This window comes from Bacillus daqingensis (assembly GCF_042654445.1).
Taxonomy (GTDB): domain Bacteria; phylum Bacillota; class Bacilli; order Bacillales; family Salisediminibacteriaceae; genus Alkalicoccus; species Alkalicoccus luteus.
Window position 1 is genome coordinate 497300 of record NZ_JBHSGK010000003.1, and the last position, 14407, is coordinate 511706.

The window sequence follows — 14407 nt, forward strand, 5'->3', positions numbered from 1 at the left end:
GCATTGTATTCGTTTTCACTTCATAATAATGGATGACTGGGTTCACACCAGTGTTTTCAGGATTTAGACAATTTTGAAAATGTATTATATGATTATCTCAGAGGAGGGAATACATATGTCATCAGAAAAAACGCTTTACAATTCGAAAAAATCATTTGAAGTAAACGGGAAAACATACCATTACTATGATCTGGATTCCATTACAGAAGCTGGTATTGGGAATGTAAAAAAACTTCCTTATTCCGTCCGGGTTCTGCTCGAATCTGTACTCCGTCAATATGATGGAAGAGTCATTAAGGAAGAGCACGTTGAAAACCTCGCTAATTGGGGAACGGACAAAGTTAAAAATGTCGATGTTCCGTTTAAGCCATCCAGAGTTATTCTTCAAGACTTTACAGGCGTTCCAGCGGTTGTCGATCTGGCGTCTCTTCGTAAAGCAATGTCTGATCTTGGTGGAGATCCGAAAGAAATCAATCCTGCCATTCCAGTAGACCTCGTTGTTGACCACTCGGTACAGGTCGACCACTTCGGTTCCGCAAATTCTCTGCGAAAAAACATGGAGCTTGAGTTTGAAAGAAACCTTGAGCGTTATAAATTTTTAAACTGGGCTCAGAAATCTCTTGATAATTACCGTGCTGTGCCTCCTGCAACCGGAATCGTGCACCAGGTAAACCTTGAGTATCTGGCGAACGTCGTGCAGGAAAATGAGAATGCGAACGGGGAGACAATCGCATTTCCTGACTCGCTTGTTGGAACTGACAGCCACACTACGATGATTAACGGTCTTGGTGTTTTAGGCTGGGGTGTTGGAGGCATTGAAGCCGAAGCAGGCATGCTTCAGCAGCCTTCCTATTTCCCGGTACCGGAAGTGATCGGTGTGAACCTGACCGGTGCGATGCCGGAAGGAGCTACGGCCACCGACCTTGCTCTCAAAGTAACGCAGGCACTCCGTGAAAAGAATGTAGTAGGTAAATTTGTAGAATTTTACGGACCTGGTCTGGCAGATATGACGCTTGCCGACCGCGCGACTATCTCCAATATGGCTCCAGAATACGGTGCTACCTGCGGATTCTTCCCAGTAGATGATGAAACGCTCAACTACCTGCGCTTTACAGGCAGAAGCGAAGAACTCGTCAATCTTGTTGAAACGTATACAAAAGCAAACGGGATGTTCTATACGCCGGGCGGCGAAGATCCGGAATTTACGGATGTATTGGAAATTGATCTTGGTGCTATCCAGCCAAACCTTTCTGGTCCAAAACGACCTCAGGATCTGATCAGACTTGCTGATATGAAAAAAGAGTGGCAGCAGGCTCTTACTGCACCTGTCAGCAACAAAGGCTTTGGTCTTTCACCTGAAGAGATCAGCAAGCAGGCTGAGGTTACACATCCAAATGGCAAGAAGTCCGTTTTAGGGACCGGCTCTATCACGATCGCTGCAATCACAAGCTGTACCAATACATCAAACCCGCACGTTATGCTTGGAGCAGGTCTGCTCGCTAAAAAAGCTGTCGAAAAAGGACTTGATGTACCTGAATATGTAAAAACAAGTCTGGCGCCTGGATCAAAAGTAGTTACGGGGTATCTTGAAAATGCAGGATTGATGGAATACTTGGATCAACTCGGATTCAATCTTGTCGGTTATGGATGTACGACTTGTATCGGTAACAGCGGACCACTACCTGAAGAAATTGAAAAAGGCATTGCGGATGAAGATCTGACTGTTGCCTCCGTCCTGAGTGGTAACCGAAATTTTGAAGGCAGAATCCATCCGCTGGTAAAAGCAAACTATCTTGCTTCTCCGCCGCTTGTAGTAGCGTATGCTCTCGCAGGCACAGTAGATATTGATTTCTATAACGAGCCTTTAGCTACGAATGCAAACGGAGAAGAGGTCTACTTCAAAGACATCTGGCCTTCAAACGAAGAGATTCAGAATGCTATGGAGCAAGCAGTTGATCCAAAACTCTTTAAGCAGGAATACGCACACGTATTTGATAGCAATGAGCAGTGGAACAAGCTTGATACACCAGATGGTGATCTCTATCAATTTGATGATGAGTCTACGTATATTCAGAACCCGCCGTTCTTCGAAAACCTGTCTCCAGAACCTGAGGACGTGAAGGAATTGACTGGACTTCGACCGGTTGCGAAGCTCGGTGATTCTGTTACGACTGATCACATTTCACCTGCAGGTGCTATTGCAAAAAACAGCCCGGCTGGAAAGTTTTTAATGGAAAAAGGGCTGAAGCCTTCCCAGTTTAACTCTTATGGTTCCCGACGAGGAAATCATGAAGTGATGATGAGAGGTACATTTGCCAACATACGTATTAAAAACCAGCTTGCTCCTGGTACAGAAGGCGGGTATACAACGCATTGGCCTACAGGTGAAGTGATGCCTATCTATGACGCGTGCATGAAGTATCGCGAAGAAGGTACAGGCCTCGTTGTTCTTGCTGGTAATGATTACGGTATGGGAAGCTCCCGTGACTGGGCAGCAAAGGGTACGAACCTGCTCGGTATTAAGACTGTTATTGCACAGAGCTTCGAGCGGATTCACCGAAGCAACCTCGTTCTGATGGGCGTACTGCCGCTTCAATTTAAGCAGGGCGAAAGCGCAGATTCACTTGGTCTAAAAGGGACTGAGCACATCGATGTGCACATCACGAATGACATTCAGCCTCGTGATATGATAAATGTTACGGCGACTGACAAAGAGAGCGGAAAAGTAACAGAATTTGAAGTTCTTGCTCGCTTCGACAGTGAAGTGGAGATTGACTACTACCGTCACGGAGGCATTCTCCAGATGGTACTGCGCAACACACTTCAGCATAACTAAAACAGAAAGGTAAAGCAGCCGGATAATGCCGGTAACATGAGAGGCCCTCCATCTGGAGGGCCTCTTCAAGCTGTTGAAAAAGTCTTTCAACTTACATGTTTATTCATTTAGTTGAATTCTCTTTTGCTTACCTTGCCTGGCGTGGTCTGGCCTTCAGCTATTTCTCAGGGTGACCCCTTCCTGCAGGGATAATGGCGCGGGAGGATGGCGCGGCTTTACTCGGACACAGGCTTCTCACAAGAAGCCTTCAAAAGCCGGTCCGGCTCCGCTCGTGCGTTGATGCTGTTCGCATATTTGTACAGCACTGCATCTTCAGACTGTCTTAATCGTCCCTGGTGAACTGGAATCACTAAAGTATTCGAGATATGTCGCAAAAGGGGCATTTCAGTATAAGAAGCTCTTCGCATATAATAAATGCGTTAAATGAAGAAGCTGACGTTAACAGAAGCTGAATCTGCTTATCGACCATATACGAAGCTGCCGTCGGCCACGCTGGCTGCCTGACTGCCTATTGACTCATTCTTCAAAATAACGCAGGTCTTAAATTATGCACCTGTTGAAGATGATGCCGGCAGTCCGACGAGGTTCTTTCTGATCATCTGCGAGACGACAGCATGCACTTGATGAGCTTATTCAAGCGGTGCAGCACCTTGTTTCTTGTCAAACACCTGGATGTTATCCATAATAGGAGGGGAACGTGCATGGAGGTATGATCGATGAATAAAAAACGCTTGAAGCGGGTGCGCCCGCTTCTCTTATTTACATTTACAGCTTACATAAGCATTCTTTTTTATATTGTATTCCTGGCATGGAATCACGGCTCATCATTCGGTTTACAGGGCCCGGGAGGACGCAACTATAATCTGGAGCCTTTTTTAAGTATTTACCGGATTGCAGTATACAGTGAAAACTGGCTGGATCCGCTAATTATCCTCGGAGGAAACGTTCTTCTCTTCCTTCCGTTCGGCTTGCTTTTCCCGGCTTTGCTGAACCGTGGAAAGCTTTTACGAAAAGTGGGCTTCATCAAAACAGCAGCCGCAGCTGCTGTTCTTTCGACATTTATTGAAACGGTTCAATACCTGTTTACCTACCGGGTTGCGAATGTGGATGATGTTATCTTAAATACGGTCGGCGGGGCTGTCGGGTATGTGGTTTACGCCGCTTTGAGGCATTTTTTCGGCCGGACGGATCCATCGCCGGTAAATGACGTAAACGATCGCTAAAAAGATGATATAAATAACTGCCATATATAGAAGTTCAATTGGATTTGTTACAATTGAATGACCAATCATCGCGAACAAAATCATAGCCGGTATTTTACCGATAGCAGAGGCGATGGAATAGATAAAAAACGAAATCCTGCTTATTCCGCCGTAAGCGTTCAGAATAATCGAAGGGATCACTGGTATCATTCGCAGAACTGTGAGCACCATGAACGCATTTTTTTCGAACATAAGGGTGATCTTGTCGCTGTATTTGCTTTTGGCAATCAGCTTTCTTCCACCAGCCTGAAACCCGCCGTAGCGGACCATCATAAAAAAAATAATTGAGGCTGCAGTTGAGCCAAACCAAACGATAAGCGCTCCAGCAGGCCCGTAAGCCGCTCCGATCACGCCTCCAACGATTGGATATGGAATAACGGGGAATAATGACATGAATACGGCAATCACCGTTACAGGGATTATGGAAGAAGCATCAGCTTGTTCAATCCAAAGGAGCAGATCGTTACGGTAAATCCAAAGTAATAGTACAGCACCCGCTGTCAGCGCGATCATAAGCCATTTTTGACGCATTTTCTTTCCTCCTTCAGGTTCTCATACAGTATAATCCATTCTTTAAACCTCGTAAAACGATACACAGAAAGGTGGACATCACGTGAATCAAATGGAACAGCTCGAACAGCTTCAGCATCAGCCTCTGGAGCTGTTAAACGAAAATCAAATTATCCGTATATTATCATCTCTTCCAACCGATGATCCTGCGCAAGAAGAATGGAAGGCTTTAGCTGCTGCTGCCCGGTATATTCGTAAACAAACGATGGATGACCGGGCAGATGCCTACTTAAATGATGTATTCGAGCATGGAGAGCCATCAGAAAATGCGTGCATCACCGTGCAAAAATTACTCTACCGTGTGTTTGAGCAGGATTGGTTTGCCGGAGGATTTCCCAAAATAAGAGAAACTGATCACGCGCAGGGAAAGAAGAAATCAGCAGAAAAAATGAAGCATCAGTTAGAACAGGCTAGAAAAACATTAAACATGTTCCAGTCGTATCAGCTGAAAGCAGAAAAGGTTTGTTCAATCGATCATGACAGCGAGGAAGCTGCAACGGTTACTATCATTACCGGCTTACTGGATAAGATGCCGAAAGCCGTAAAAGAGGCGTATGATGCGGCTGAAGCTTACAGCTCATCAATCAGCGGCATTTATGCCTCTAAAAGCGCTAAAAATGAGCTGGATCAAAAGCTTCACGAGGTTATGAAACTGGCTGATGCATGGAACAGCCAGTATGAAGATCATCAGAACGATCAGCCGGATGCACTTGTGAAACTCGAAGCAATGACCGGTCTCAATTCAGTTAAAAACCGAGTGAAACAGCTGTTTTTCTATCTGCAGTTTGAACAGGAACGGGAGCGAACTGGCCGCTACAGCAGTAACACAAGAAGTCTGCACATGATTCTGACCGGGAATCCCGGCACTGGAAAAACGACTGTTGCCCGGCTGCTTGCCAGCATCTATCATCAGCTTGGCATGCTCCCGAAAGAATCGGTTGTCGAGGCAGATCGATCCCGGCTCGTCGGGGCATTTGTAGGGCAGACAGAAGAAAAAACGAGAGCGGTCATTGAGCAGGCTTCAGGAGGTGTTTTGTTTATTGATGAAGCACATACGCTCTTTCGTCAGGACAGCTCCGGGTCAGACTACGGCCAAACAGCTGTAGATACACTTGTTGCAGCGATGACGAGTGAAGAGTTTGCGGGTACATTTGCAGTTATTCTCGCCGGATACGAAGATGACATGCGAGGTTTTCTGGAGGCTAATCCTGGACTTCGCAGCCGTTTTCCGCAGCAGAATTTTATTCACCTGCCTGATTACAGCATGGAAGAGCTAATTGAAATAGCTGAAAAAGCTGCGCTGGACAATGACTTTATCTTGCACGAGGACACTTATCCGATCATTCGTCAGCGTCTTGAAGAAGAAATGGTTGACGAAAGTTTTGGAAATGCGAGGACTGCGGAGGAAATCATTCGACAGGCAGTTTTCACTCAGGGGGCGGAAGCTGCTGAGCAGCAAGCTTTTACAGAAGATAATTTGGCAGTTCTGCAGCCGGCCTCTTTTCGTAAGTCAACTGAAGCCATCAATCAGGAACCCCAGGCTGAATTAGAAAACTTAATCGGTCTGAATGAGGTGAAGCGTGAAGTAATGACACTGGCCTCTTTTGCACAGGTACAGCAGCGCAGAAGAGATGAAGGCTATATTCCTGTCCCAGTAGAGCTTCATTCGTTATTTACCGGTCCGCCTGGAACTGGTAAGACAACTGTCGCCTCTCTTTTTTCGCAAATACTGGGAGAGCTTGGCTTTCTTAAGCGCGGACATTTAATCACTGCAGGCCGGGCCGATCTGGTGGCTGGTTATTCGGGACAAACGGCATTGAAAACAAAAAAAATAATTAAAAAAGCTCTCGGAGGAGTATTGTTTATTGATGAAGCCTACTCGCTTTATCGTCCGGGTGACGATTTCGGCAGAGAAGCTGTCGATACACTTGTAGAAGAAATGACTAAGCATGGTGAAAACCTGGTCGTTATTTTGGCAGGGTATGAAGAGCCGCTGCAAAAGCTTCTTCAATCAAATCCTGGTCTTACTTCCCGATTTAAAAAACAAATTCAGTTCCCTCCATACAGGACGGATGAGCTTCATCGAATCTTGCTGCATCACGTCTCAAAGTTCGGGTATGAGGTAAGCAACGAAACGGCAGAACAGCTTCGCGAGGCATTAAACGGGAAAACATTCTCAGGGAACGCAAGGGATATGAAAGATGCAGTCAGTGAAGCCGTACAGCAGCACGCTGCTGCTTATCTGCAGAATGAATCACGCAGTATCAATGAGCTTATGATGGCCGATTTCACCAGACTGAAGGAGGAAGCATGATGATAAATGAAACGGAGATTCCTGTGCGCTACGCAGAAACCGATCAAATGGGTGTCGTCTACCACGCAAACTATTTCATATGGTGCGAAGTAGGACGTACAGCTCTGATGGCCCAGCTTGGCATTCCTTACCATGATATGGAAGAAGAGGGCATACTCGCCCCGGTGACTTCCATTGAGGCGTCTTATAAAGCGCCCGCAAAATTCGGAGATACGGTAACGGTGCAGACGAGAGTCGCGAGTTATAACGGACTGCGTGTTACATACAGCTACGAAATCAGTGCTGGAGAAAGGCTTTGTATGACCGGTAAGAGTGAACATGTGCTGGTTGATGCTGATCGCTTTCGTCCGCGAAGCATGAAGAAAAAATATCCCCATTGGCATCAGGTGTATGAAAAAGCGGTTCAGTCCTTTTCACACCCATAAAAGCTCGTGGTATGATAGACGCATGGGAGAAGGATTTAGGAAAGGGATGAGGAACGAATGGCTTTCGGGGTCACCAAACAAGAGCTGGCTGCATGGAAGCGATCCGTCCGCTCCGGCAACGTAGCCTTTCTGACACACTTCTGGTATGACAAACGCTTTCCACAGTATAATACCGTTACGAAGGCAGCCTGTTCGGACAGAGGCCGGCTGATTGAATGGGGATTGACTTATGGACTGCATGAGACGTGGATTCATGAAGACAGGCTTTATCCGCATTTTGATTTAATTGGAGCCGATGAATTCCGTATATTAGAACAAGAGGGAGAGCTTGAAAAACTGCTGAAGCTCCGGATGAGAGCAGGCAGTAACCATGAAAGGATGAGGTAGCATGCATAATCTTCAAAAAGAAATCATTCACGAGCTTCAAGTAAAGCCTGAAATTGATGTGCAAGAAGAGATCCGTTCACGAGTAAATTTTTTAAAAGCATATTTGAAGAAGTCCGGAATGAAAGGTTACACGCTCGGAATTTCCGGCGGGCAGGATTCCTCCCTGCTCGGTAAATTGATTCAAGCTGCAGTTAATGAACTTAATGAAGAAGAAGAACATGCGGATTTTACATTCCTTGCTGTACGGCTTCCTTACGGTGTTCAGCAGGATGAAGAAGATGCTGAACAGGCACTCGAATTTATTGCACCATCTAAGACAGTGACAGTAAATATAAAAGAAGCAGTCGATGCTTCTGTAAATGCATTTAAAGCAGCTACAGATGAAAATATTTCCGATTTTATCCGAGGCAACACGAAAGCTAGAGAACGTATGAAGGTGCAGTATGATCTGGGAGCCCACTATCAGTGCCTCGTAGCTGGTACTGATCATGCAGCTGAAGCAGTAACTGGCTTTTATACGAAGTTTGGTGATGGCGCATGCGATGTTGCACCGCTTTTCGGGCTTACTAAGCGCCAAGGCGCGCTGCTGTTAAAAGAACTGGGGGCGCCGGAAAGACTATACACAAAAGCACCTACAGCAGACTTGGAAAGTGACAGACCGCTCCTCTCAGACGAAGAAGCACTGGGCATTACCTATAAACAGATCGACGATTATCTGGAGGGCAAAGAAATTGAGCCGGAAGCCAGAGAAAACCTTGAACAGCGCTACCTTCAGACGGAGCACAAGCGGCAGCTGCCTGTGACGGTTCACGATTACTGGTGGCAGGGGTGACAGGCAGCGCCGATTTTCACTGTCACTCCACTTGTTCAGACGGCTTCTTAAGTCCTGAAGAACTTGTTATCAAGCAGTGGCAGGCCGGAGTGACTATCATGTCTCTAACGGATCATGATACTACAGAGGGCTTAGAAAAGGCACGAATGACATGCAGAGAAAAAGGCATTACCTTTATTAACGGTATAGAGCTTTCTGCTTCATTTAATGGCGTAAGCGTCGACATTCTTGGATACGGTTTTGATGAAACCAGCACGATACTTCAGACCTATCTTAAACGAATGCGCGATGACAGAACGGATCGGATGGAGAGAATGCTGGAGCTGTGCCGTAAGCAAGGGGCATCCTTAACGAAAGAAAATGTCCTCCAGTTCGTCACAGGGTCTGTTCCAGCACGCCCTCATTTAGCCAAAGCACTGGTACACTATGGGTTCGCCCACTCCATTCAAGATGCATTTAGTCGCTATGTCGGCTCCTCGGCGCCCTGTTACGTGCCGAAGCGGGAAGAAGTTCATCCGCTCGAGGCAGCGTCCCTGATTCAAGAAGCAGGAGGTTTTTCTGTTATCGCTCATCCTGTATATTACGGCTTGGACCCCGCAGTCAGCGAATGGCTTCGGGACTGCCGGCTGGACGGCATTGAAATTTACCATCGTGATCATCATGCTGAAGACATAGTTCGTTATCAAAAAATGGCGGAAGAAGCAGAAACCGATTCCCGGCTCCTTTTAAAAACAGGCGGGACGGATTATCACCACGAATCTTTCGGCAGACCAGGAGAATCTCTAGGAGCTTCGCCGCTTCCATATAAAGAAGCAGTCCGAATTCTCACTTTTGTTGAAGGGGGCCTCAGTCAATGAATGAAGATGATATTCGACAACATTATAATTCAATCGATGCGGCGCTTAAACCGATAATCGGTGCTGAAAAATACCGAATTGCCGGATATGAAGTGATTGGATGCATGCATAAAAATGGGGAAACCATTCCGTTAAAAGCCTTCTTCACTTCCGCTGATAATGATATCTCGCTAAAATGGGAACTGGATAAGCAGCTGTACAGGCTTGCCGCTGAAAAGCTTTTAAATGAGCAGGAAGCAGTAAAGCTGTTTATGAATATGCTGCCGGAAGTTTTTACTGAATTGGATGCCATTGAAGATTTGATGGAGCTGCTGCAGGAATTCCAAGGGTGGGGGCTTGAGGCAAGTCAGTTTGTCGTGGAAATAAACTCAGCCGGGCTCGAGGGGCGTCTTGATGAATTAAGTCACTCGATATTGTACTTAAAGGCCTCCGGCTACGAAGTCAGTCTTGATAACATAAAAATTGCGGATACACATTTGGAGCAGTTTGCTAAGTTAGAACCTAATATTATAAAAATAGATGTTTCCGATTTAAAAACGTCCAGTTCCTACACTACGTACAGTGAAATACTTGATACGCTCTCCTATTTTGCGAGAAAAATTGGCGCATCGCTTCATTTTAAAGGGATCGAAGACGCAGAGCAGTTTCATGTTGCGTGGAGATATGGCGGCTATTATTATCAGGGAGAATACTTTGGAAGGGAAGTACAAGAGGTACTGAATAGCAGCGTTTTCGAGCAAACCGTTCGAGCTGACATTCACAGCTTTATTGACCGCCACAGCCGCAGGCTGAAACATGAACGGGAATTCGTTAAGCGGATGGATGATAACCTGCGTCAGCTCGTTCAAACAAAAGATTCTGAAAAAATGATGAGAGATGCGGCAAGCACGTTCCATAAGGAAGCCTTTCGAATGTACATCTGTGATGAGTACGGTTACCAGCTGTCCGCTAACTGGACGAAGCGTTCCGGAGAATGGAAAAAGGATGACCAGGCAAAGGGGAAGAATTGGAGCTGGAGAGTCTATTTTCTCGATCATATGTCACGAATGGCATTCAACCGCAATGGCATGCTGTCAGATAAATACAGAGACATTGAGACAAATGAGCTGATTCTTACGTATTCGCATCCGCTTCACAGTGACCACTTTTTATTTATTGATGTAGATCCGTTATTTTTGTATGAACAAAATTGGTTCATGTAAGCAAGCGGTTATCACGTGATAAAGATGTGGATGAAAGAATCAAGCTGAGGATGAAACATTTACTTCAAAGTATATAATCAAATCGCTCTTTTTCTGCAAAAAAAGCAGATTTATGATGAGATGACGACACCGAATGGACAAGACTGAAGCCCGTTATGATGACTAAACATACGGGCTTTTTCAATGTTAACGCTGTTCCCTAGTCGGAAACAGCTGAAAGGAACAGCAATGAATGCGATTCATAATTTAAAGGGCACACTTTTGTTTTTTCACGCGTCAATGACGATCATTATCAGCTATCTGCCAGTCTATTTTCAATCGATGGGCTTATCCCCGTCTGAAATAGGTACGTTAATGGCCGTAGGACCTGCAGCTGCTATTGCTGCACAGCCCTTCTGGGGTTTTATGAGTGATAAATGGAAAACAGTTCGTCTGATTCTCCTGATTTGTTTGGCAGGAGCCGCTTTTGTAGGAGCAGTCATGTTTCAGCTTGAGCAGTTTTTGCTGCTGATTCCAGCCGTTTACTTGTTTTTCTCGTTTTTATCTCCAGCCGGAGGTCTGGGGGACAGCCTCGCTCAAAAAAAAGCAATAGAAACCGGAATATCGTTTGGGAGCATCCGAATGTGGGGCTCTATTGGATTTGCTACTGCTTCACTTGGCGGTGGGTATGTCCTCAGCTATACGGGTATTCAATCGATCTATTATGTGTTTTTGCTGTTTATTACTGGAGCGTTTCTGTTGGCATTCCGCTCACCGGACAGCGTGCCAGCTTCTAAAAAAGCATCACTGAAAGATGCCTTTAAACTGCTCGGACGCAGGGAACTCCTGCTATTTTTAGCATTTATCCTCTCCATCAGTTTAACTCACAGGATGAATGACACCTTTATCGGACTTTATATGGTAGAGCTGGGCGGAAACGAGGCACTTATCGGCTGGGCCTGGTTTATTGGTGTCTCAGCGGAAGCAGCAATGTTTGCAGGAAGTGTGTATTGGATGAGGCGATATCAGCCCCTTACACTGATCTCTATCGCCGCTGCGGTTTATACCGTTCGATGGGCGCTGTTGGCCGCTGCACAGGACCCTTATATGATACTGCTTATTCAGCCGACACATGGTATCGCATTTGCCATGCTTTATTTAACAGCTATTCAGTATGTAGGAAAGCTGGCGCCGAAAGAATTGATGTCGACAGCACATTTACTTTTAATTTCTGTATTTTTTGGAGTATCCGGCGTAATTGGTTCTTCGGTTGGGGGAACTGTTATTGAAGCAGCTGACGTACGGTTCTTATACGTGCTTATGGCGATCATGGCCGCTGCCGGTTTTATTGGATCGCTGCTTTACAGAAAGCATCAAGCTGAGCCTCAAGAGTCGTGAAACCGTTTCGGTTCGATTATACTGGGTATAAGACGTCGGATATGTATTCAATATTTGTTAAAAGGAGGGGGGCAGATGAGTATAGGCAAATGGATATATGCTGCAGTCATTACAGCACTTTTTCTGCTAATGTACGTTCAATGGGATACGATATCTCTATTGCGAAATGAAGAGCTGGATGAAATTATCATGATGGCGGAAGCGAATCGGTATTATTTTTTGTTGTTAACCATTCCGCTCATTATTGTTCAGCAATTGTTTACCCTCTTCCCAGTTATCGTGATTATTGCTGTGCATTTTCTTCTTTTTCCTGTTCCCGAAGCCTTTTTTTACAGCCTGACCGGCACAGCTGCCGGTTCCATGCTCTGCTTCTCAGTTGTGCATGAATTTGGCGGGAGGTATTATGAGCGTTTCTGGCGAAATAATAGGAGCAGGTTTGCCCGCGCAGAGAGACTGATACAATCGTATTCCTTTTACGGCATTGTTTTGCTGAGAAGCCTCCCTTTTATGCCAAGTAACCTTATTTCTGCAGCGGCTGCGGTTTCCCGAATATCGAAGAGAACTTATTTTTTCTCAACGCTTGTGGGGAATGTATCAATGGTCTGGATGCTGTCGCTGCTGTCAGCTCCTGTCTGGATTGGAAACACTGACATGTTTGTATTTTACCTTATTGGTTATGTGCTGTTTGCAGCTGGTTTTGTTGTCTTGTTTTTTATAGACCGGAGAAAGGAGCAATTCGTATGATCCTGATTTACGCAGCAGTAAGTCTTATGGTAGCCATCAGTCCTGTTATCGTGCTCTACCGAGCCAAACAACAGCTTCGTCCGGGTCCGCGTATTACCCCGGCTATGTACGTGCAGGCTTATAAAAAAACCCATTCAGCACGTGCATTAATGGACATGCTCAGCTATTTGCAAAAGCGGCAGTGGATTGTACCGGTTCAGCTTGGAACGGGCGCTGTCCTTCTACAATCTTCTCGTCCGAAACAGGGAATGGCACACGAAACGTTTTTGTTGAAGTGGCTTTTTTCTTACGCGACAGATGGCCGCTTGTCGCCGGATGACATCCGCTTTCAATTGGCAGATGAATCGCGTCGTGGTGAATTTAGTCTTCAACTGGAACGGTACGAGGAACTAATCAAAGAGGACCTTGTTAGAGAAGGTTATGCAGTCGATCATACGATGATTCTAGGCACCTTTATAGCATCCGTAGGAATTCTTGCAGCGGGAAGCGGCGTGCTACTGTTTGTTGAGCCTGTCGCAGCAATTATCCCGGCAGCCGGTGCTGTGTACAGCTTCTATCAACTATCACAGTTTCCTTGGACACATCACCGCGATAAGATGGCAGTGCAATCCCGGCAGCAGTTATCGCGAGCCGGCCTCCCATTTTTGTTTCAGGACCCTGGTGAATTTAAATTAGAGAGGAGTATTGTTCCTGTTTATGCGGCCGGCTCAGGAGCAATTGCGGCCGGAAGTTTTCAACTGGATGAATTCCGGCCGGTTTTAGAAAATGCTCTTAGTTCGGAGTTGATGAGTGACGCGGATCCCGTCGGAAACGACGGCTGAGTCTGTATCTTTTTTCAGCGAACTGCTTCATAACGAATTGATGAAGCGGAGCCTGGATGAGTTTGTAAAGCATCCACGGCATGGCTGGTTGGAAGTGAGTGATTGCTGCATATGTTAAACCAGGCTTCAAATCCGATCTCATAAACCAAAGACGGGCTTTGGAGCGGTTGTCTCTGTGAGAAAGCAGTCCGCCTTTTACGATCCATGCATCAACTTCTGGGGAGAACGGGGTTGGATCATGCTCCAAGTGAAGCATTGTTTTCCCAAACATTTTTATGAGAACTGTGTTTTCGTGCTGCTTCGTTAGAATAAACGAGTGAAAAAGCTTCGGTAAAAACGTAAAGTAGCTTCTCGATAAATACGATGCAGGAGTTTTTGTTTTCTCAAACCACGTCTGCACGGAAGTAACGTGCTTTTTTGCAGCTTTTTCTTTCGGTAAGCTTGCAGAAGCTACTTGAACATCAGTGCCGTACGGTTCAGCTGCATGAAGAAACAGCTCATACAGGAAAGCTGTTCGACTGACGCTGGTGCCTTGTTGAAACGCATCGTTAGTCGATATGTTTAAGTGAAGCACGACGACATTGTAATGCGAGCATACGTGCGTTAATGATGCAGGGGTCAGCCTTAATGACTGCGGGTCCTGGTTGATGCGCACAATATAATGATCGCCCGGCTTCGCTTGTTGTATGTTGTTATCAAAGTAAATATCCGCTTTCCTTAACATGAATATCACTCCTTTAACCTGGCAGACTGTAAAAAGCTGCTGGCTTCGTTACAAGA

13 protein-coding genes are annotated in these 14407 nt (G+C 45.8%); 11 read left to right on the plus strand and 2 right to left on the minus strand.

Annotated elements, in window-relative coordinates; all coding sequences use genetic code 11:
* Window positions 1–115: 115 nt before the first annotated feature.
* Both acnA and ACFO4L_RS03775 read left to right on the plus strand, forming a co-directional pair.
* A complete protein-coding gene (gene acnA, locus ACFO4L_RS03770; RefSeq protein WP_377908317.1) occupies window positions 116–2836 on the plus strand; it encodes an aconitate hydratase AcnA in 2721 nt (906 codons plus the stop codon).
* Between the two features lie 716 nt (window positions 2837–3552).
* Window positions 3553–4059: a VanZ family protein gene (locus ACFO4L_RS03775; protein WP_377908318.1), complete on the plus strand. Its 507-nt coding sequence runs from the start codon at window positions 3553–3555 to the stop codon at window positions 4057–4059.
* On the opposite strand, the gene ACFO4L_RS03780 is transcribed toward ACFO4L_RS03775, so the two are convergent.
* Window positions 3955–4629 carry a TVP38/TMEM64 family protein gene (locus ACFO4L_RS03780; protein ID WP_377908319.1) on the minus strand — a complete coding sequence of 225 codons (675 nt, stop codon included), beginning with the start codon at window positions 4627–4629 and terminating at the stop codon, window positions 3955–3957. The two genes, ACFO4L_RS03775 and ACFO4L_RS03780, sit on opposite strands and share 105 nt — an antisense overlap.
* 91 nt (window positions 4630–4720) lie before the next feature.
* Here ACFO4L_RS03780 and ACFO4L_RS03785 point away from each other — a divergent pair, with 91 nt between their 5' ends.
* The 9 genes from ACFO4L_RS03785 to ACFO4L_RS03825 all read left to right on the plus strand — a co-directional run bounded on the left by ACFO4L_RS03785 (window position 4721) and on the right by ACFO4L_RS03825 (window position 13627).
* The gene (locus ACFO4L_RS03785; protein WP_377908563.1) at window positions 4721–6982 is read left to right on the plus strand and encodes an AAA family ATPase; all 2262 of its coding nucleotides are present in this window, start codon (window positions 4721–4723) and stop codon (window positions 6980–6982) included.
* On the plus strand, window positions 6979–7407 hold the full coding sequence (locus ACFO4L_RS03790) for an acyl-CoA thioesterase (protein WP_377908320.1): 429 nt from the start codon (window positions 6979–6981) through the stop codon (window positions 7405–7407). The genes ACFO4L_RS03785 and ACFO4L_RS03790 overlap by 4 nt, the downstream gene beginning before the upstream one ends.
* 57 nt (window positions 7408–7464) lie before the next feature.
* Entirely contained in the window at window positions 7465–7794 is a 330-nt protein-coding gene (locus ACFO4L_RS03795) for a hypothetical protein (protein WP_377908321.1), read from the plus strand.
* 1 nt (window position 7795) lies between these two features.
* Window positions 7796–8626 carry an ammonia-dependent NAD(+) synthetase gene (gene nadE / locus ACFO4L_RS03800; protein WP_377908322.1) on the plus strand — a complete coding sequence of 277 codons (831 nt, stop codon included), beginning with the start codon at window positions 7796–7798 and terminating at the stop codon, window positions 8624–8626.
* The gene (locus ACFO4L_RS03805) at window positions 8623–9483 is read left to right on the plus strand and encodes a PHP domain-containing protein (protein WP_377908323.1); all 861 of its coding nucleotides are present in this window, start codon (window positions 8623–8625) and stop codon (window positions 9481–9483) included. Before nadE ends, ACFO4L_RS03805 begins: the two co-directional genes overlap by 4 nt.
* Window positions 9480–10685: an EAL-associated domain-containing protein gene (locus ACFO4L_RS03810; protein WP_377908324.1), complete on the plus strand. Its 1206-nt coding sequence runs from the start codon at window positions 9480–9482 to the stop codon at window positions 10683–10685. The genes ACFO4L_RS03805 and ACFO4L_RS03810 overlap by 4 nt, the downstream gene beginning before the upstream one ends.
* Window positions 10686–10913: 228 nt before the next feature.
* On the plus strand, window positions 10914–12062 hold the full coding sequence (locus ACFO4L_RS03815) for an MFS transporter (RefSeq protein ID WP_377908326.1): 1149 nt from the start codon (window positions 10914–10916) through the stop codon (window positions 12060–12062).
* 75 nt (window positions 12063–12137) lie between these two features.
* Complete coding sequence (locus ACFO4L_RS03820) at window positions 12138–12806, plus strand: TVP38/TMEM64 family protein (RefSeq protein WP_377908327.1); 669 nt, start codon at window positions 12138–12140, stop codon at window positions 12804–12806.
* On the plus strand, window positions 12803–13627 hold the full coding sequence (locus tag ACFO4L_RS03825; RefSeq protein WP_377908328.1) for a hypothetical protein: 825 nt from the start codon (window positions 12803–12805) through the stop codon (window positions 13625–13627). Before ACFO4L_RS03820 ends, ACFO4L_RS03825 begins: the two co-directional genes overlap by 4 nt.
* On the opposite strand, the gene ACFO4L_RS03830 is transcribed toward ACFO4L_RS03825, so the two are convergent.
* Window positions 13578–14351: a hypothetical protein gene (locus tag ACFO4L_RS03830; protein WP_377908329.1), complete on the minus strand. Its 774-nt coding sequence runs from the start codon at window positions 14349–14351 to the stop codon at window positions 13578–13580. The two genes, ACFO4L_RS03825 and ACFO4L_RS03830, sit on opposite strands and share 50 nt — an antisense overlap.
* Window positions 14352–14407: the final 56 nt, after the last annotated feature.